We start from the raw sequence: 17868 nt of genomic DNA, 5'->3' as shown, positions 1-17868 counted from the left end.
CGCGCCGTGCTCACCCTTGCGGCCTGGCGATGACGCCCTTGAACATCCGGTGCGTGCGGGCGAGCGAGTCCATCTGACCACGAAGCGCGGTCAAATCCTTACGGGCGATCGCTTCGCGGCAACGCTCGAGGATGGCGCGCGCCTTCTCGATGGCGTCACGCCCGAAATCGCTGGACTGAACGATGGCCTGTACCTTCGGGAACATCTTCTCGATGTCCGCGATGACCTTCTCGGCTTCCTGCTTGACCCCTTCGAATTCGTCGTTCGAGCGACGCTCGACGAGGTACTCCTTGGCGGCCTCCATCATCGCGCCGACCTCCTCCTTCGTGAGGCCGCTGGAAGCCGTGACCTGGATCGACTGCTGCTGGCCGGTCTCGAGGTCCTTCGCGCCGACGGAGACGATGCCGTCGCTGTCGATGGCGAACGTCACCTCGATCTCGACCTGGCCCTTCGGCGCGCGCCGGAGCCCCGTGAGGACGAACTCGCCGAGCAGCTCGTTGCCCTCGGCCTGCGCGCTCTCGCCCTGCATGACCAGGATCTTCACGGCCGTCTGGTTGTCGCGGCTCGTCGTGAAGATCTTCGACCGGCTCGTGGGCACGGTCGTGTTCATCGGGATGAGCTCATCGAAGTTCGACCCGTGCGTCATGATGCCGAGCGCGTGCGGCGTGACGTCGAGCAGCACCATCTGCTTCGACTCGTCGACGAGCGCAGCCCCCTGCACGGCCGCGCCGAGCGCGACGACCTCGTCGGGGTGCACGCCCTTGCAAGGCTCGCGGCCGAAGAACTGGCGCACGGCATCCTGCACGCGCGGCATGCGCGTCATGCCGCCGACGAGGATCACGTCCTCGATCTCCTCGCGCTCGATGCGCGCGTCCTCGAGCGTCTGGCGGCAGATCTCGATGCAACGATCGACGAGATCGCCGCAGAGCTTCTCCATCGAATCACGCGTGAGCGTGCGCTGGAGGTGCAAGGCCTCGTTGCGACCGCTCGAGATGATGAACGGCAGGTTGATCTCGGTCTCGCGCACGCCCGAGAGCTCGCACTTGGCCTTCTCGGCGGCGTCCTTGAGCCGCTGCAGGGCCATGCGGTCCTGCCGGAGATCGACGCCCGTCTGATCGCGGAAGCCCTGCACGAGCCAGTCGATGATCCGTGCGTCGAAGTCCTCGCCGCCGAGGAACGTGTCGCCCGCCGTCGCGATGACCTTGAAGACGCCGCCCGCGCCGATCTCCAGGATGGAGATGTCGAACGTGCCGCCGCCGAGATCAAAAACAGCGATCGTCTTCTCGACGTTGCGCTCGAAGCCGTACGCGAGCGCGGCGGCGGTCGGCTCGTTGACGATGCGGATGACGTCGAGCCCCGCGATCTGCCCCGCGTCCTTCGTGGCCTGGCGCTGGCCGTCGTTGAAGTACGCGGGCACGGTGATGACGGCCTTCGTGACGGGCTCCGAGAGGTAGTCCTCCGCGAAGAGCTTCATCTCCTGCAGCACCATCGCGCTGATCTCGGGGACCGAGTAGGTCTTGTCGCGGAGCTGGATCCGCACGTCGCCGTGCGGCCCCTCGACGATGCGATACGACGCCGAGAGCATCGCGTGCTTGACCTGCGAGGACGAGTACTTGCGCCCGATGAGGCGCTTGGCGGCGTAGACCGTGTTCTCCGCGTTCGTGATCGCCTGCCGCTTCGCGATGTGACCAACGAGGCGCTTGCCGGCCTCGGTGATCGCCACCATCGAAGGGGTCGTCTTGTAACCGCCGCGGTTGGGGATGACGGTCGGTACGCCGTCCTCGACGATGGCCACGCACGAGTTCGTGGTGCCGAGATCGATTCCGATGACGCGCTCCATCGATTCAGGTGCTCCGTGGAGGGGGGTGCCGGGGGAGTCGTGCAAAAGTACGGCGAGACCGCCGCTGCCGGGGATCATTTCTCCGGTTCGCCGCCGTCTGCTTTCTTCATCTGCGCGCGAAGCTGCGCGATCGCCTCTCGCATCCTAGCATCGTTCGGCGAAAGCTCGGCGGCGCGCTCCATCTCGACGCGCGCGGTCGTCTCCAGCCCGGCTGCCATGTAGGCCCGCGCCAGGGTGAGCCTGTACTCGCCGACACCAGGCGCGAGCTTCACCGCGCGCCGGGCGAAATCGATGGCGCGGCGGTTGTTCTGGCCGCTCTTGAGCGTGCAAAACGCTACGCGCTCGTGAGGCCGGGGGTCATCTCCCCTCGCTTTGCAGACATTCGCGAAGCTCATGGCCGCCTCCGACCAGCGCCCCTGGCTGGCCTCGTACTCAGCCTGCCTCAAAAACCCCTCCGCGAGCTCCGCCGCCGCCTGCTGCTGGGCCTCGGTCGCCTTGCGCGCGAGGCCCTCGTCCTCGGGCGCGAGGGCCACCGCAAGCCGGTAGGCGTTCGCCGCAGCCGCGAGATCCCTCCGCTCGAGCGCCACCTTCGCCGCCAGCACGTACCGCTCGAGTTGCAGCCGCCGAGCCTCGTTCCGCGTCGCATCGTAGCGGCGGAAAGGATCCGTCGCCGGCTGGGAAGGCGTCGCGGTCGCGGCCGAACCGCCGGCCATCTCGGGCATCGCGCGCCGGAGCGAATGGCTCGCGAGCTTCGCGCTGAAGGACCGGCGCATCCGCACGCTCTCCGGGCTCCCGCTCACATCCTCGCCGAGGATGCGCCCGGGCACCGTCGGAGGCCCGCTCCCCGGCGCATCCTCGGCCGCCGCGACGACCGCGGGGATGTCGCTCGGATCGTGCTCCAGGAGCGCGGCCATCGTCCGGTTTCGCCGCGTCTGCTCGAGGTACGCGTCGTACTCCGCGCGGCGTTGCTTCGACGTGAGCACGTCGTGCGCGAGCGTGAGCCTGTCGAAAATCGCCTCGATCCGCTGCTTGAACGTGCCGAGCTTCTTCCGAAAGTACTTGTCGGGATGGAACTCCGGCGCGAGCACCCAGTACGCGCTCTTGATCTGCTTCTTGTCCGCGTCGATGGCGACGCCGAGCAGCTCGTAGTGGTTGCGCTCGTCGAGCGCGTTGTAGAGCTCGATGACCCGCTTCTTCTTCGCGTGATCGAGATCGACGGGCTCTTCGAGCTCCGCATCGACGATCCGCGGCTGCTCGACCGTGAGGTCAATCGCGCGTCGCGTCGCGGGCGGCGCGTCGACACCCGTGTCGGTGCCGCTGCGGCGCTCGGCCGAGAGCTCGATGCTGCGCCGGGTCGGCGGAGGCAGATCCGCGAGCGGCTCGAAGCTCCGGCGGCTCGCGGGCGGCGCATCGACCGTCGGCTCGAACCTCCGCGACGACGGCCCCGCGCCGAAGCCCCCTTCGAAACTGCGGCTCGACGGGCCTTCGGTTCCCCGGCTCGACGCGGTGCCCGAGGCCGGCGCCACGCTCGGGTGCGCGCGACGGGACACCGGGGCCCTCGGCTCGTTGAAGTCGACGGCGCCGAGCACGAAGAGCCGATCCAGCGCCGTCATCACCTCGGCTTGCGAGAGGCCGGTGATGAGCGAGAGCTCACGCTCGCTCACCACGCCGTCGATGCGCGAGAGCAGGTAAGCCTCGTCGGGCCTGAGCGGCAGCGACTTGATGTCGCACCCGGGCACCGGCCTAGGAACACGCACCATGGGGGAACCGGACGTAGCGGACGCGAAACCGAGCGTTCAGTCTAGTGAGGATCGAGCGCGCCCCGCAACGCAGCCGGACGCCCGAGAGGCACGAAGCTCCCGAGCCACGCCTCCGGCCATGCTGCAATGCGTCGTTCGAGCTCTGCCGTGATTCTCGTCATGAGAACGTCCTCGGCGCAAGAATCCGGACCAAGATCGTCCAGGGGAACGCGGGAGATCTGGACGATCGGAAGGGACGAACCCGCAGCGTTCGACCCCGACGTCGCCGGCGCGCACGTGCCCACGACCACCGCGGCTCGACGCGCGAGCGCGATCCGTGCAGGGCCGATCGGGACGAGGACATCGGAGCCGAAGAGGCGTCGGGTGACCGAGGGTACACGCGCGGGGACGTCGACGAGAAATCCCACGGCGCGGCCTCTTGCGAGCTCACGCGCGATGGACAGCGCGACGCCGCGCCGGCCTCGGTAGAGCGAACGAACCCCCCGCGGACGACGCAGCCGCTCGTAGAGCTCGGTGAAGCGCGGGTCGTAGCTCTCGCGCGCGACCGTGGCGACCGGAAATCCCTCCTCGACGAGGAGCGCGGCCATGCGCTCCCAGGGCCCGAGGTGCGCCGCGACGAACACCACGCCGCGCCCCTCCGCGAGCGCCTCCGCGAACACCCGACGCGACGACGGATCGAGCGAGAGCATCGCGCCCGCGCGCTCGCCCGGTCGCAGGAGATCGAGCGTGTCGGCGAGCATCGCCGCGACGGTCGTGAAGACACTTTGAGCACGAACATTCGAGGAACCGAGCCCGGCTTCGAGCCTCGCCGCGACGATCCGCCGCGTGCGCGGGAGGACGACGTACGCGACGAACCCGAGCGCGCGACAAACGGCGCGGAGGGCACGCCGCGGAAGGAGCAACGCGAAGGCCAGGAGAGCCCGCACGAGGACGTACACGACGTCGTTCTTCAGGCGTTGCCGCGGGGTCCACGTCCCTCCCTCGCGGACGTCGGCGACGGGCTCCTCGCTCGCCACGCGCGTGCTCAGCGCGCGCCGCCGTCGCCGAGCGCCGAGGAGATCACCTGATCCTGGATCCGCACGGCCTCGTCGAACGCATCCATCGCGGCCTTGCGCGCGCGCTCGCGATCGGCTCCCTCGGGGAGCGACTTCGCGCGCCGCTCCTCGACGAGCCCACGCACCTCGAAGAGATGGCCACGGAAGTACGTCGTCTCCTGCGCCAGCGCGAGCCCTGCGTCGATGTCGCGCAGCGCCGTGTCGAACTCGCCGCGCGTGCTGCGCAGATCGGCGAGGCGCGCGTACGTGTCCGAGAGGACCTCACTCGCCTCGGGCAGAGGCGTTGCGCCGCCGGGGCGCGCGCCGCCCGTGAGGGATTCGAGCGAGGCGATCGCGCCAGCCATGTCGCCCGAGGCCTCCGCGAGATCGGCCTTGTGGTGCGCGGCGCGCGCCTTCGACAGGAACGCGAGCAGCACCGAGTCGACGACCGGCGCGGCGCCTGGCTCCGAAGGCAGCGTCGCTGCGCGCTCCGATCGCGCGCAGCTCACGCCGACGGCGCTCATCACGGCGAGGCCGAGCGCCACGATCGTGATCTTCGCCGAGCGGCGCGTCATCGCACACCCCACAAGGCAAAGCGGTTCTGCCGGAGCTCCGTGGCGCGTGCGCTCGCGATGCGATCGACGCGCGCCGACGCGCCGCCGACGCGCGGGAACGGCGTGTCGAAGAGCTCGCCTGCCGATCGCGATCGCTGAAGCTCGTGCGCCTCCGCGACCGTGCTCTCCGTCGAAGAACGGAGCGTGAGCACGAAGCCCGCAGCCGCCGCGGCCGCCATGACGACCGCCGCCGTCACGACCGAAAGCACACGCCCCTTGCGCGGCTGCGCCGACGTACGTCCAAGCGCGCGCGCGATGAGCGCCTCGTTCCGGAGCGGCTCGATCGCGCGTGGCTTGTGCGCCGCGACGAGCGCCTCCGCCAGCTCCGCGAGCGGCGCCCTCCGTTCCTCTCCGCGAGGCGCGTCGAGCGCATCACGCAGCCGTGTGGCCCCCGCGCGCTCGGAGGCCGTGGGAGGCTCGTCCTCGCCCTCGGCGCGCGCCTCGCTCTTGCCGAGTGCGCGCTCGATCAGCGCGTCGTTCAGCGCGTCGTCGAGCGACGCCGGCGCACTCGCCGATCGCAGCAGCACCACAGCGAGCGGGGGCTCTCCCTTCTCCAGCGACGCGCGGAGCGCCTCGGCCTCCGCGAGCTCCTCCGGCGACGGCGGCGGCTCGTCCTCGAACGCCACGCGCTCGTCCGGACGAACCAGCCTGAGCTTGTGCTCCCTTTTCATCGCGGAGCCTCCCTCGACGCGAGCTTGCCCTCGGCCACGCGAGGCACGTCGATCGCCTTCTTCAGCGCCGCGAGAGCGCGGTGCAGCACCACGTCGAACGTCGAGACCGTCACGCCGAGCGCGCTCGCCACCTCTTCGCGGGATCGCTCCTCGAGCACGCGCAGCCGGATCGCCTCGGCGTACCGCGGATGGATCGATCGCAAGGCCGCCTCGACCCGCGCGCGCGCCTCGGCGAGGTCGCGCTTCTCGCAGAGCTCTGCCTCGCCGTTCGTCTGTGGATCGGCCTCGGCTGCGTCGATCTCGCGCTGCAGATCGTCTGGCTCGTAGAGCGTCTCGCGCTTGCGGGATCGCAGGATGTCGTACGCGATGCGCAGACCCACGACGCGCAGCCACGGGTAGACGCCCGCGTCTTGCCACTGGAACTGATGGAACCGCTCCACGACGCGCGCGTACGTCTCGGCGAGCGCGTCCTGCGCGAGCGCTTCGCGCCCGAGACGCGGCAGCAGCACCGAGCGGTAGAGGATCGGCCCGTAGCGACGCAGGAGCTGCCCGAGCGCCGCGCGATCCCCGGCTCTCGCGCGCTCGCAGAGCTCGCGCTCTGCTTCGAGATCCGTACGCGCAACGGCCACGGACGCCACCATACCTGGACTCGGCCTCGGCCGCACAGCCTGGACCGGCGACGGCTTCTCCGCGCGCGGCGAGGGCACGGGACGACGACCGAGCCCGACCGCGAGCAGAAGCGCCGCCACCGGATCCTGGGCGGGCGGCGCGAGCGGACGGAACGCGAGGGCTAACGCTTGCACGCCCGGAGAACGGCCTTTGCCGCTCGACCTTACGGGCGATCGCCACCACATTGAGCCCCGGCGCGCGGTCCCGCGCCCCATCCTCCGGCCACGAACGGATTTTCTCGCGGGAAAGGCTGGAGTTTCCACCAAGGGAGCGACGACTTGACCGAAGAAGCTCACTCCTCGCGGACGAAGGCGGTGCCCTGCGCGCGCTGCGGCGCGCTGAACGGAGCCGGCTTCGATCGCTGCGTCCGCTGCGGGCAGGCGCTCTCCACCGTCGCTCGTTCCGTCGATCGCCTCGGCGCGCGGCTCGATCCGGACGCGCTCCTCGCCTCGAAGCTCGTGATTGGGCTCACCGTGCTGGTCTTTGCAGCGCAGCTCTGGGTCGCGCTCCGCGTCCGGGGAACCGAGAACGTGCTCGCAGCGCTGCTCTCTGCGGATCCGATCGACGCCCTTCGGTTCGGATCGGTCGCTGGGCCGCTCGTCTTCGCGGAGCCGTGGCGGCTCGTCTCCGCGATCTTCGTGCACTACGGCGCGCTCCACCTGGTCATGAACATGTTCGCGCTCACGTCGCTCGGCCGCGTCGCCGAGCCTGCCGTGGGCCCGGCGCGCTTCGTCCTCACGTACCTGACCGCGGGTGTCTTCGGGTGGGTCGCTTCGATCGCCTACACGATCCTCTTCGACGCCTCGGGTGGAGGCCAGACGGCGGGCGCGAGCGGCGCCGTCTTCGGGATCATGGGGCTCGTGCTGGGGATGCTGTACCGACAGCGAAACCCTCAGTGGAAGCGATTCGCCGTGCAGGCGGTGCTCTACAGCTTGCTGCTTGGCTTCGCCATCAACCAGGCCCGCGTCGGGATCCTGGTCAACAACATCGCCCACCTGGGTGGCCTCATCGTCGGCGTTCTCTTCGGTTTGTATTTTGCCAAACCAGCGCCCAATTCCAGCCGCAGCGGCAAGTCGGACCTTGGGCTCAACGTCGCCGCGGTGATCGGCCTGCTCACGTGTGTGGCATCCCTCGTCCTGGCCCAACGTTCGCCCACGTGGCGCGAGCTCGAGCAGTACAGGGAGCGTTCGTCGCGGCGCGCGGTTCAAACCGGGGTTGTCGATTTCCAGACGAAGCGGTGATTGCAAATTCGGCCCCGACCGTCTACCGCCTCGTATCGATTTCTTCCCCAGGAGACGCCATGTCGCACAGCTCGCTTCGGCTCGCCCTTCTCGCCTCCGCGGTCGCCCTTGGCGGCTGCACCGTCTACGTCAACAACCGCCCGCCGACGAACCAGCAGCAGCAGCAAGCGCAGCCGGCGCGGCAACCGTCCCGCGGCATCCGCCGCCCGACGAACGCCCAGAAGCCCCCCACCACCACGACGCCGTCGGGCACACAAACCGGGACCACCAAGCCCGTCGTCGAGCCGCCGCGCATCAACGGCCGCATCGCCTTCGGCAACGGCTCGCTCGGCGCCTTCAAGGGGTACGCGTACGTGATCCCCGACACGACGACGAAGCTGCCGGACCTCTCGAAGATGGTCCCCTTCGCGACGCTCCTCACCGACAGCTTCATCGTCCAGCGCCAGGAGTTCTCCGGCGGCTTCCCCGGCGTCCTCGCCCAGGAAGAGTGGTTCGCGATCCGCTACGAGGGCGCCTTCGACGTCCCGCGCGACTCCCCCTACACGTTCAAGCTCCTCTCCGACGACGGCGCCATCCTCTACGTCGACGGCGAGAAGGTCGCCGACAACGACGGCCTGCACGCGCCCCAGGAGGCCTCGGGCACGAAGACCCTCAAGGCCGGCCGCCACCAGCTCCGCCTCGATTACATGCAGGGCAAGAAGGGTACGGTCGCCCTCTCGCTCTCGGTGGGCGAAGGCAGCGCCGCGCCGCGTCCCCTCGTGGGCGTTCGCTAGCTCGCGCGCGCACGCATCTCGCCACGATCCCGACTCTCTCTCCGCCCTTCGTTCGCCCGACCCCTCGCAAGCGCCTTCGATCCTGCGGCTTATTCGACGCGGCGGGTGGCCATGATGCTATCGTCGCCTCGCGTATGGCGTCGGTGAACCCGCTCTCGCGGGAGCTCGTCTTCAAGATCGTCTATTACGGCCCGGGGCTCGGCGGGAAGACGACCACGCTCGAGTACATCCACGCGACGGCCAAGCCCGAGCACCGCGGCAAGCTCGTCTCGCTCGCGACGCCCGTCGACCGCACGCTCTACTTCGACTTCCTGCCGATGCGCCTGCCGCCCATCCGCGGCATGAACGTGCGGCTGCAACTCTTCACCGTCCCCGGGCAGGTCTACTTCAACGCGACCCGCAAGCTCGTGCTCACGGGCGCCGACGGCATCGTGTTCGTGAGCGACTCGCAGATCGCGCGCGCCGACGCGAACCTCGAGAGCTTCGACAACCTGCGCGACAACCTCGCCGATCAAGGCCGGAACGTCGCGGACATGCCCATCGTCTTCCAGCACAACAAGCGCGACCTGCCCGACGTGCTCCCCATGGAGGAGCTCGACAGGATGCTGAACCGCTTCCGCGCGCCGTCCCAGCCCGCGTCGGCGAAGACGGGCATGGGCGTGTACGAGACGCTGGAGCGGATCACGCAGGTCGTGCTCGCGGCGTTCGAGTCGCAGATCCCCGAGTCGGTGCGCGCCGCCGCCGCAGAGGCCTACGACCCGGCCGAAGAAGGGCTCGCCGCAGCGCTGCGCGACGCCTCGCGCAGCGATCGTCCGCCCGTGAGCGCCGCGATGGTCAACCGCGTGGCCCCGAGCCGCGCCTGGGGCAGCGTGCCGCCCGACACGGGCATCGAGGAGCCCGACGAGCTGAAGAGCCCCGCGATGCGCCCGCCTCCCCTGCCCGTCACGAGCTTCCCCGAGGCCCAGGAAGAGTCCACGCCGTCGAGCGCGCAGCTCGCGATCGCGCCGCCCGCCGAGGCGCCGATCCTGCCGAAGACAGAGTCCGTGCGGCCCGCGCCGCCCGCATCCGTGCAGGCCCCGCCCACGGCCGGCAGGCCGCGCGCGCCCGAGTCGGTTCGCAGCCGGACACGTAGCTCCGTCTTCCCTCCGCCGAAGCCGTTTGCGCCGCTCGTCCCGCAAGCGCCACCGCCCCCGCCTTCGGCGCCGGCCACGAACCAAGCATCCGTGAACATCGCGGCGAAGGCCGAAGCGGCCGCGCACGTCGAAGCGTCGAGGGGCGCTGGGCTTTCGTTCGCGGAGCTCTGGCCCGACGGCGATCACGCGCTCGTGCACAACGTCGAAGCGGCCATCACGAACGGACGTTACGCCGAGGCGATCGAGCAGTGTGATGGGCTCGTGGCGCGCCAGCTCGCGAGCGCCGCGAGCTTGTTCGGCGCCTCGGATGCGCCGCGTGATCCCGGCGCAGTGCCGCTCTTGCTCGGGCTCGATGGCCGCCGGTACCTGTCCTTCCGCGCGACCGTGCGCGCCGCGCGCGGAGGCGGAAAGATGACCGCGCGCGACGCGCTCGCGGCCTACGCGTTCGCGGTCGACGTGCGGCTCGCTCGAAGCTCGATTCGCTGAGATTCGCGGAGGGAGCTGCTTACAGGCGGTCCGGAGCGGGGACGACCGAGTAGCGGCGCATGGACACGTTCATGAGCAGCGCGACGCACATGAGCATCGTGGTCACGCTGGAGCCGCCGTAGGAGAAGAGCGGCAAGGTCACGCCGACGACGGGGAGGATGCCGCAGACCATCCCTGCGTTGATGAACGCGTGCCAGAAGAGGATCGCGCCGCAACCGACGCCGAGCACGGCGCCGAAGCGATCCTTCGCGAGCGAGGCGATGCGGATCGACCACAAGCAGAGGAACCCGTAGAGCAAGACGAGCAGCACGCTGCCGGCGAAGCCCCACTCTTCCGCGAACACCGGGAACGGGAAGTCCGAGAACTGGTCGGGCAGGAAGTTGAACTGGTTCTGCGTGCCCTTCATGTACCCGTTGCCGAAGAGCCCGCCGTTGCCGATGGCCACGCGCGAGTGATGCGCGTGCCAGCCGGTTTTGAGGATGTCGTCCTCGGGCCGCAGAAAGACGGTCACGCGCGCCTTCTGGTAGTCGAGCAGGACGTAGTTCCAGATGATGGGCGCCGCGGCTGCGACCGTCACGATGAAGGTGAGCACGCTCTTCCAACGGACCCGCGTGAGCGCGGCGATCATGAGGAAGACGAGGACGTGGATCGACGCGGTGCCGAGATCCGGCTGCTTCAGGATGAGCAACGCGGGCACGCCCGTGAGCAGCGCGGGGACGAGGAGGTCCTTCAACGTGCGCCCTTCGCTGCGTGGATCGTCGTGAAGGAACTTCGCCAGCGCGATGACGAGGAAGACCTTCATGAACTCGCTCGGCTGGAAGCGGAAGGACCCGAACTCGATCCAGCGCTTGGAGCCGCGCAGGTCCTTCGCGAAGACGAAGACCAGGATGAGCGAGAAGACGCCGAAGGTGTAAATGGCGTAGCCGAGGCGCTCGAGGTGGCGATAGTCGATGGCGACGAGGATCCCGCCGAGGATCCCGCCGAGCACGAGCCAGTAGATCTGGCTGATGTAGAGCTCGGCGCGCACACCCTGGTAGACGCTCGTCGCGCTGTAGAGGTTGACCACGCCGAGCACGGCGATGAGCGCTGCAGCGATGAAGAGCGGCCAGTCGAAGTGATCCCTCGCCCGCGGCGAGACGTCGCCGCGAATCAAGGCGAACCTCCACGATCGGGCTTCGGTTGTGTGCGCGTACTACCGCCGTTGTTCCCGCCGGCGCGCGGGGCGCGCTCGCGCGAGAGCTCGTTGTAGGCGCGGACGACATCGAAGGCGACGGGGGCCGCGTGCTTGCCGCCGGCGCCGCCGTGCTCGACGAGGACCACGACCGCGACCTCGGGCGCGCGGGAGGGCGAGTAGCCCGCGAACCACGCGTGCTCGCGGTTGAAGTACCACACGCGCTCGGCCTCGGCGCCGCGCGCGAGCTTGTGCGAGACCTGCGCGGTGCCCGTCTTGCCCGCCATGTCGACGCCGAGCACGCGTGCCTTGAAGGCGGTGCCCGCCTCGGAGTTCACGCCCGCGTAGAGCGCCTTCTGCACGAGCGACAGGTTCTCAGGGCTCACGTCGATTTGCCGCCGCACACGCGGCGCGAACTCCTGCACCACCGTGCCCGCGCTCGTCTCGACCGCGCGCACGATCTGCGGCTGGTAGAGCGTGCCGCCGTTGGCGAGCGCCGCGTAGGCGAGCGCGAGCTGGAGGACGGTCACCGTCGTCGCGCCCTGCCCGATCGCCGCGTTGAGGCCAAAGCCGAGCCGGAACTGGCCCTTGTTGCGTAGGGTCATCCAGGCGCGCGTCGGCATGCGCCCCGCCGCCTCCGCGTTCACGCCGAGGCCCGTCCTCGCGCCGAGGCCGAAGCGCTGCCCCATCTCGGCGATGACGTCCATGCCGACGCCGAGCTCGGCCGCGAGGCGGTAGAAGTAGACGTTGCACGACTCCGCGATCGCCTGGTGTAGGTTCACCGGCCCGTGGACGTGCGTGCACCGGAACGTGCGCTTGCCGAAGGCGAGCTCGCCGCGGCAGTTCGACGCCTGGCGGTGATCGATGAGCCCCTTCTCGAGCGCCGCGAGCGCCGTGAACGGCTTGAAGGTCGAGCCCGGCGGATACGCGCCCGAGATCGTCTTGTCGAGCGCGGGCTTGAGCGGATCCGAGTAGAGCCTGCGGAACGCGTCGCGGATGACCTGCTTGCCCGATCCGCCCGAGAGGGCGTTCGGGTCGTAGCTCGGTTTTGAGTAGAGGCCGATGATGCGGCCCGTGCGCACGTCGATGAGCGCGACGCCGCCCGCGAGCTCGGGGCGCATCGCCTTCTCGATCGCGCGCTGGATGTCGGCGTCGAGCGTGAGCCGCAGATCGCGGCCCGGGATCGGATCGACGCGCCGCGGCTCCTCGATGATCCCCTCGCCGCCCGGCCGTCGCCGCCCCCTCGCGTCGACGAGCACCTTCTCCCAGCCACGCGTGCCGCGCAGGTAGCTCTCCCACGCGCGCTCGATACCCGTCGCGCCGACACGATCGCCCTCGACGTAGCCCGCGCTGCGGAGCTGGTTCAGCTTCTCCGCGTCGACCTCGACCATGTAGCCGAGCGCGTGCGCGCCGACCTCTTCGTACGGGTAATAGCGGACCGGTACGGGCACGACGTCGACCGCGGGGAGCTCCGCGTCGTGCGTGCGCAGCGTGGCCACGGCGTCGCGCGAGATGTCTTCCTTCAGCAGGATCTGCTGGCTCTTCCGGGGCCCGTCGCTCGCGCGGAGCGTGGTGAGCAGCGCCTCGAGCCGCGCGCGCTCGTCCACGCCGACGCCGAGGTACTCGACGAGCTTCGGCCAGACGACTTGCATGTCGATCCGCTCGGGGACGACGTAGAGGTTGTACGAGGGTCGGCTCCGCGCGAGGATCTTGCCGTTCCGATCGCGGATGAGACCACGCGTCGTCGCGAGCGTGGCGCGACGGACGATGTTCTCGCGGGCGATCGCCTTGTTCTCGTCCCCCTCGATGATCTGGAGCAGGAACAGGCGCCCGATGAGGATGAGCTGGAGCACCACCATCGTGAGCGCGATCCAGCGGAAGCGACGCCTGAACTCGCTGACGTCGGAGCGCTGAACGACGAGGCTCATCGCTGACCTCCTTCCCCGGGTCTCGGCACGTTGATGGTCGCCTGGTGCACGCGCTCGGCGAGGCTGAAGACGAACGGCGCGAAGATCGCCGTGCCGATCGCGTGCGGCGCGACGAGCGTCGCCAGCGCGCGCGGCCTCGCCGTGTCGGTCCCGAAGATCGCCGTGAGCACGACGATGAGCACGCCTTCGAGCAGCGCGAACGCGAAGGCAAGCGCGACCTTGGTCAGCAACGTCTGCGCGGCGAGGCGCACGCCCGCGGCGCGCGCGACGACGAACGTGGCGACCGTGATGAAGGTGAACAGGCCGATGGGCGCGGCCGAGAACAGATCGAGCAGGTAGCCGAGCAAAAACGCGAGCGCCGCGCCACGCGCGATCGAGTACTCGTGCACGCCCATGAACACCACGAGCGGCAGGAGCAGGCTCGGCGTGATCCCCGCGATCTGCAGCCGCCCGATCAGCCGGTAGAGGTTCGACTGGATGACGAGAAGGGCGATGCCGACAGCGAGAAATGCGGTGTTTCGCATCGTCCTCTCTCCTCCCCTCCGACCTTACCGCCGCGGTGTGGAAGAGCCAGCCGCGCCCGCCGCGGGCGCCTGGGGCTGGGCCTCCTCCGGAGGCGCGGAGGTCACGATGAGCACCTCTTCGAGCCGCGAAAAATCCACGGCCGGCGTCGCGTACACCTGCTGGTAGATGCCGAAGTCCCGCTTCACGACCTGCGTCACCTTGCCGACGGGAATGCCCTTCGGATACCGCTTCCCGACGCCGCTCGTGACGAGCAGATCGCCGACCTCCACCTCGTCGGTGCGCTGCACGTACTCCACGCTGCAGAGGTACTTCGCCTCGTCGCCCGTCCCGCGGACGAACCCACGCGCGCCCGTCCGCTGCACGACGACGTCGACGCCGCTGCCCGCGTCGACGATGAGCCGCACGTCGATCGTGTCGCCCGAGACCTTGAGCGTCGTGCCCACGACGCCGTCGGGCGAGATCACGGGCTGGCTCGGCCGGACGTCGTTCGACTCGCTGTCGAGCGTGACGCGCGCGACGCGGAAGAACTCGTTCGTGTTCTTGCCCGTGACCACCGCGCTCACGACGTCGGTGCGGACGCTCGTGCGCAGATCGAGCAGGCGCCGGAGCTTCCGGTTCTCCTCTTCGAGCGACTCGAGCTTGCGCACGCGCTCGCGGAGGCGCGCGTTCTGCGAGGCGATGCGCGCGTTGTCCTCCTTGACGTCGACCAGGTAGATGTAGTCGCCCCAGATGTTCGAGAGCCCGCGCGCGAGCGTCGCCGCGGCGTACTGGAGGGGCGTGGCGATCCGGACGATCACCTTGTCGGCGCCCGTGACCTTCCCGGGATCACGCATGCTCGCCCGGAGGAACCAGAACGGCACCGCCAGGGCGAGCAGGACGATGGCCAGGTCGCGGTATCGCTTGAAGTTCATGCGTCGAGCGGCGCGGCCGCCGGGAAAGCGGCTCGGGTCACGCGAGGGAGGTCCCCGCTCTTCCCTCGATGCCACGAGAGACGCGCGGACGCTACCTGCACACGTGCTCCGGTCAGCTGATCGTGACTTCTTTCAGCAGCTCGAGATGATCGAGCGCTTTTCCGCTGCCCAGCACGACGGCGCTGATCGGATCGTCACAAACCATCACCGGCAGACCCGTCTCTTCGCGGAGCAGCACGTCGAGATTTTTCAGGAGGGACCCGCCGCCGGTGAGGACGATCCCCTTGTCGACGATGTCCGCCGCGAGCTCGGGAGGCGTGCGCTCCAGCGCGACGAGCACGGCGTCGACGATCGCGTTCGTTGGTTCTGCAAGGGATTCGCGGATCTCGTCGGAGTTGACGACGACGGTCTTCGGGATACCTGCGACCATGTCGCGCCCCTTGACCTCCATCGTGAGCTGCTGCTCGAGCGGGTACGCGTTGCCGATCGTGATCTTGATCCGCTCGGCGGTCTGCTCGCCGATGGCCATGTTGTACTTGCGCTTCATGTACGCCATGATGGACTCGTCCATCTTGTCGCCGCCGACGCGCACGCTCTGCGAGTAGACGATGCCGGCGAGGGAGATGACCGCGACCTCCGTCGTGCCGCCGCCGATGTCGACCACCATGTTGCCCGAGGGCTCGGTGATCGGGAGGCCCGCGCCGATGGCCGCCGCCATGGGCTCCTCGATGAGGTACACCTCGCGCGCGCCTGCGCCCTCCGCGCTCTCTTTCACCGCGCGTTTCTCGACCTCGGTGATGCCGAAGGGCACGCAGATGATGATGCGCGGCTTGACGAGCGTGCGGCGGTTGTGCGCGCGGGCGATGAAGTACCGCAACATCGCCTCGGTGATCTCGAAGTCGGCGATGACGCCGTCGCGCAGCGGCCTCACGGCTTGGATGTTCCCGGGTGTGCGCCCGAGCATCTCCTTCGCCTCACGGCCGACCGCGAGCACCTTCTTGCCGCCGCGGTTGTCGCGCTGCACGGCCACCACGGAAGGCTCGCAAGAGACGATGCCCTTGCCCTTCACGTAGATGAGCGTCGTGGCGGTGCCGAGATCGATCGCGAGATCGTTCGAGAACAGGCCGTAGAGCCAGTCGAAGATCATCGCATCGCCCTTGAAGCTTGGGGTCCGGTCCGCCCGAGACGTGCATTCATGCCGCACGGGCAGGCGGCGGTCCTATCATCCATGGTGGGTGGTCGCAACGAGAGCACCTGCTCAGGTCGGGCACACCCGTTCAGCAACAAGCACGGGTGAACCCATGGCCATGCCATGGATCCACCCGTCAATCACGTTCGCACATGTACAGGCAGATCCGAGAAGGCCGATCAGCCCTTCGAGATCTTGCCTTCCTTGTGCTCGTAGTGCTTGCGGCACACCGGACAGAACTTCTTGATGACGAACTTGTCGGACATCGTCCGCTTGTTCTTCGTCGTGTGGTAGTTCGCCCGGCTGCAGTTGCCGCACGTCAGCTTGATGATGTCGCGCATGGCTCTCTCCTGAAACTCACCGGTTTCGCGCCGGCACGGTCACGGGCACGCTCGCGTGAGGCGCCACAAAACCCGCCCTCCACAACCCCGCCGCGACGGGGGGGCCCGAAGGAGGGCGGTAACCTACGGAATTTCCCGCCGCTGTCAACGTCGGCGAGCACGACCTTGGGCAAAGATCGCATAACGAGTTGTGACGGGCGAGCCCGAGCTGACGCTCGGGCGTTCACCAAACCCGATCACTCGTCGTCTTTTCCGCCGTCCCTCCAGTCGTCGTCGCGGCCCCAGTTCTTGTTGTTGCGACGTCCACCGCCGCCACCCCCAGGGCCGTCCCCGTCGTGGCCACCACCGCCGCCGCCACGGCGGCGACGATCGTCGAACGTCTTGCGCTGCGGAGGCGGAGGAGGCGCGGGGGCATAGCCGCTCGACCCACCACCACCGCCGCCATAACCGCCGCCGCCACCGCCGCCGCCATAACCGCCACCGCCGCCGCCATAACCGCCGCCGCCGCCGGCGTAACCGCCGCCGCCGGGACGCTCCGCGCCAGCCGGACGTTCGCCCTTGGGGTGCGCGAGGTTGACGACGAGACGACGGCCACGCACGTCCACGCCGCGCAGCGCTTCGATCGCGCCCTTCGCCGCCTCGGCGCTCGCCATCGTGACAAAGCCGAAGCCGCGCTTGCGTCCGTCTGCGTCCATCGGCAAGTGCACACGAACGACGGGGCCTCCGCCAGCCGAGGTGATCATCGACTCGACCTCCTCGATGCTTGCGTCGTACGGGAGGTTGCCGACGTAAAGAGTGCGGTCCGGCGCTGCCGCAGCAGGCCCACCGCCGCCCATGCCACCACCTCCACCACCCATGCCGCCGCCCATCGGCCGCGGGCCACCAACGCCGCCTTCACGGCGCGGAGGCTCGGCCTGGAAGGGCCGCACGGAGATCGACTTGCCACCCTGGAACGATCCGTCCAGCGACTCGCGAGCGGCGCTCGCCTCTTCGCTCGTCGCGAGCGTCACGAACCCGAAACCGCGCGGCCGACCCGTCGCGCGATCCTTCGGCAGGCTCACCTCGACGACGTTGCCGCCTGTCGCTTCGAAGAGCCCGCGGAGAACATCTTCGGTAATGGAGTCGGGCAGCCCTGCTACGAACAACTTACGAGAATCTTCAGCCATCGAAAAACCTGCGCACCATCGATCCTAGCGCCTCGCCTCCGAGGCTCGCGCCTTCTTGCTCGCCTCGAACGCTCTCCCCGGGAGGCGCGCCTCGCATCATGGTGGCGAGGACCGAACCTTCTGGGACGAGCTACAGCCCACGATATATGGCCCACTTCCCGCGTCAAGGGAGCCCCTGAAGACCCGTTCGTCGCCGAGCACGTCGATCCCTCCGCGACGGGCCCCTCGAGCCCCTGCCCGACCCGCTGCATCACCCCCTCCCCGCCTCGTCGTTCGCTCGCTGAAATCCGCGTCGCGAAGCGCTCTACGCAGCGAAAAAAACAGGCGAAGGTGCGCTTCGACGCCCGGGCGACCGGGACGGAGGATCCGCTTGCGTCGCCAGACGTAAATCGTGTTACGACCCGTTTCCCGAGGTT

At 69.1% G+C, this 17868-nt stretch carries 16 protein-coding genes; 3 read left to right on the top strand and 13 right to left on the bottom strand.

The window, feature by feature from the left end; translation table 11 throughout:
• Window positions 1–10: 10 nt before the first annotated feature.
• From dnaK to QHF89_RS22335, 6 genes are all read right to left on the bottom strand, one after another.
• The gene (dnaK, locus tag QHF89_RS22360; protein ID WP_136968029.1) at window positions 11–1840 is read right to left on the bottom strand and encodes a molecular chaperone DnaK; all 1830 of its coding nucleotides are present in this window, start codon (window positions 1838–1840) and stop codon (window positions 11–13) included.
• A 74-nt stretch (window positions 1841–1914) separates the two neighbouring features.
• The gene (locus QHF89_RS22355) at window positions 1915–3600 is read right to left on the bottom strand and encodes a J domain-containing protein (protein ID WP_136968028.1); all 1686 of its coding nucleotides are present in this window, start codon (window positions 3598–3600) and stop codon (window positions 1915–1917) included.
• 41 nt (window positions 3601–3641) lie between these two features.
• Window positions 3642–4616 (bottom strand): lysophospholipid acyltransferase family protein, encoded by a 975-nt coding sequence (locus tag QHF89_RS22350; RefSeq protein WP_284720799.1) that lies wholly within the window; start codon window positions 4614–4616, stop codon window positions 3642–3644.
• 8 nt (window positions 4617–4624) lie between these two features.
• A complete protein-coding gene (locus tag QHF89_RS22345) occupies window positions 4625–5209 on the bottom strand; it encodes a hypothetical protein (protein WP_284720798.1) in 585 nt (194 codons plus the stop codon).
• Window positions 5206–5919, bottom strand: coding sequence for a hypothetical protein (locus QHF89_RS22340; protein WP_284720797.1), 714 nt, complete (start codon window positions 5917–5919; stop codon window positions 5206–5208). Before QHF89_RS22340 ends, QHF89_RS22345 begins: the two co-directional genes overlap by 4 nt.
• Entirely contained in the window at window positions 5916–6722 is an 807-nt protein-coding gene (locus QHF89_RS22335) for an RNA polymerase sigma factor (RefSeq protein ID WP_232379674.1), read from the bottom strand. The genes QHF89_RS22340 and QHF89_RS22335 overlap by 4 nt, the downstream gene beginning before the upstream one ends.
• 144 nt (window positions 6723–6866) lie before the next feature.
• On the opposite strand from QHF89_RS22335, the gene QHF89_RS22330 reads away from it, so the two are divergent.
• The 3 genes from QHF89_RS22330 (at window position 6867) to QHF89_RS22320 (ending at window position 10221) form a co-directional block, all read left to right on the top strand.
• Window positions 6867–7829 (top strand): rhomboid family intramembrane serine protease, encoded by a 963-nt coding sequence (locus tag QHF89_RS22330; RefSeq protein WP_136968023.1) that lies wholly within the window; start codon window positions 6867–6869, stop codon window positions 7827–7829.
• 59 nt (window positions 7830–7888) lie between these two features.
• On the top strand, window positions 7889–8602 hold the full coding sequence (locus tag QHF89_RS22325) for a PA14 domain-containing protein (RefSeq protein ID WP_136930742.1): 714 nt from the start codon (window positions 7889–7891) through the stop codon (window positions 8600–8602).
• 134 nt (window positions 8603–8736) lie between these two features.
• Window positions 8737–10221, top strand: coding sequence for a GTP-binding protein (locus QHF89_RS22320; protein ID WP_136968022.1), 1485 nt, complete (start codon window positions 8737–8739; stop codon window positions 10219–10221).
• A gap of 19 nt (window positions 10222–10240) precedes the next feature.
• Here the strand turns inward: QHF89_RS22320 and rodA are convergent, their stop codons facing one another.
• The 7 genes from rodA to QHF89_RS22285 form a co-directional block, all read right to left on the bottom strand.
• Complete coding sequence (rodA, locus tag QHF89_RS22315; RefSeq protein ID WP_136930740.1) at window positions 10241–11374, bottom strand: rod shape-determining protein RodA; 1134 nt, start codon at window positions 11372–11374, stop codon at window positions 10241–10243.
• Entirely contained in the window at window positions 11371–13320 is a 1950-nt protein-coding gene (mrdA, locus tag QHF89_RS22310; RefSeq protein ID WP_136968021.1) for a penicillin-binding protein 2, read from the bottom strand. The genes rodA and mrdA overlap by 4 nt, the downstream gene beginning before the upstream one ends.
• Window positions 13317–13844: a rod shape-determining protein MreD gene (locus tag QHF89_RS22305; protein WP_136930738.1), complete on the bottom strand. Its 528-nt coding sequence runs from the start codon at window positions 13842–13844 to the stop codon at window positions 13317–13319. Before QHF89_RS22305 ends, mrdA begins: the two co-directional genes overlap by 4 nt.
• A 24-nt stretch (window positions 13845–13868) precedes the next feature.
• Window positions 13869–14756 carry a rod shape-determining protein MreC gene (gene mreC, locus QHF89_RS22300; RefSeq protein WP_136968020.1) on the bottom strand — a complete coding sequence of 296 codons (888 nt, stop codon included), beginning with the start codon at window positions 14754–14756 and terminating at the stop codon, window positions 13869–13871.
• A gap of 112 nt (window positions 14757–14868) precedes the next feature.
• On the bottom strand, window positions 14869–15903 hold the full coding sequence (locus QHF89_RS22295; protein WP_136930736.1) for a rod shape-determining protein: 1035 nt from the start codon (window positions 15901–15903) through the stop codon (window positions 14869–14871).
• A 221-nt stretch (window positions 15904–16124) separates the two neighbouring features.
• Window positions 16125–16286 carry a 50S ribosomal protein L33 gene (rpmG, locus tag QHF89_RS22290; RefSeq protein WP_136930735.1) on the bottom strand — a complete coding sequence of 54 codons (162 nt, stop codon included), beginning with the start codon at window positions 16284–16286 and terminating at the stop codon, window positions 16125–16127.
• Window positions 16287–16522: 236 nt separating this feature from the next.
• Window positions 16523–17452, bottom strand: coding sequence for an RNA recognition motif domain-containing protein (locus QHF89_RS22285; protein ID WP_136930734.1), 930 nt, complete (start codon window positions 17450–17452; stop codon window positions 16523–16525).
• Window positions 17453–17868: the final 416 nt, after the last annotated feature.

The organism is Polyangium sorediatum, assembly GCF_029946465.1.
Lineage (GTDB): Bacteria > Myxococcota_A > Polyangia > Polyangiales > Polyangiaceae > Polyangium > Polyangium fumosum.
This window is presented reverse-complemented; position numbering and strand designations above follow the sequence as displayed.

What these genes read in the sequence shown, in the direction of transcription:
- dnaK (WP_136968029.1), bottom strand. Translation starts at nt 1,840, where the DNA reads ATGGAGCGCGTCATCGGAATCGATCTCGGCACCACGAACTCGTGCGTG.
- QHF89_RS22355 (WP_136968028.1), bottom strand. Translation starts at nt 3,600, where the DNA reads ATGGTGCGTGTTCCTAGGCCGGTGCCCGGGTGCGACATCAAGTCGCTG.
- QHF89_RS22345 (WP_284720798.1), bottom strand. Translation starts at nt 5,209, where the DNA reads ATGACGCGCCGCTCGGCGAAGATCACGATCGTGGCGCTCGGCCTCGCC.
- QHF89_RS22340 (WP_284720797.1), bottom strand. Translation starts at nt 5,919, where the DNA reads ATGAAAAGGGAGCACAAGCTCAGGCTGGTTCGTCCGGACGAGCGCGTG.
- QHF89_RS22325 (WP_136930742.1), top strand. Translation starts at nt 7,889, where the DNA reads ATGTCGCACAGCTCGCTTCGGCTCGCCCTTCTCGCCTCCGCGGTCGCC.
- QHF89_RS22320 (WP_136968022.1), top strand. Translation starts at nt 8,737, where the DNA reads ATGGCGTCGGTGAACCCGCTCTCGCGGGAGCTCGTCTTCAAGATCGTC.
- mrdA (WP_136968021.1), bottom strand. Translation starts at nt 13,320, where the DNA reads ATGAGCCTCGTCGTTCAGCGCTCCGACGTCAGCGAGTTCAGGCGTCGC.
- QHF89_RS22305 (WP_136930738.1), bottom strand. Translation starts at nt 13,844, where the DNA reads ATGCGAAACACCGCATTTCTCGCTGTCGGCATCGCCCTTCTCGTCATC.
- mreC (WP_136968020.1), bottom strand. Translation starts at nt 14,756, where the DNA reads ATGAACTTCAAGCGATACCGCGACCTGGCCATCGTCCTGCTCGCCCTG.
- QHF89_RS22295 (WP_136930736.1), bottom strand. Translation starts at nt 15,903, where the DNA reads ATGATCTTCGACTGGCTCTACGGCCTGTTCTCGAACGATCTCGCGATC.
- rpmG (WP_136930735.1), bottom strand. Translation starts at nt 16,286, where the DNA reads ATGCGCGACATCATCAAGCTGACGTGCGGCAACTGCAGCCGGGCGAAC.
- QHF89_RS22285 (WP_136930734.1), bottom strand. Translation starts at nt 17,452, where the DNA reads ATGGCTGAAGATTCTCGTAAGTTGTTCGTAGCAGGGCTGCCCGACTCC.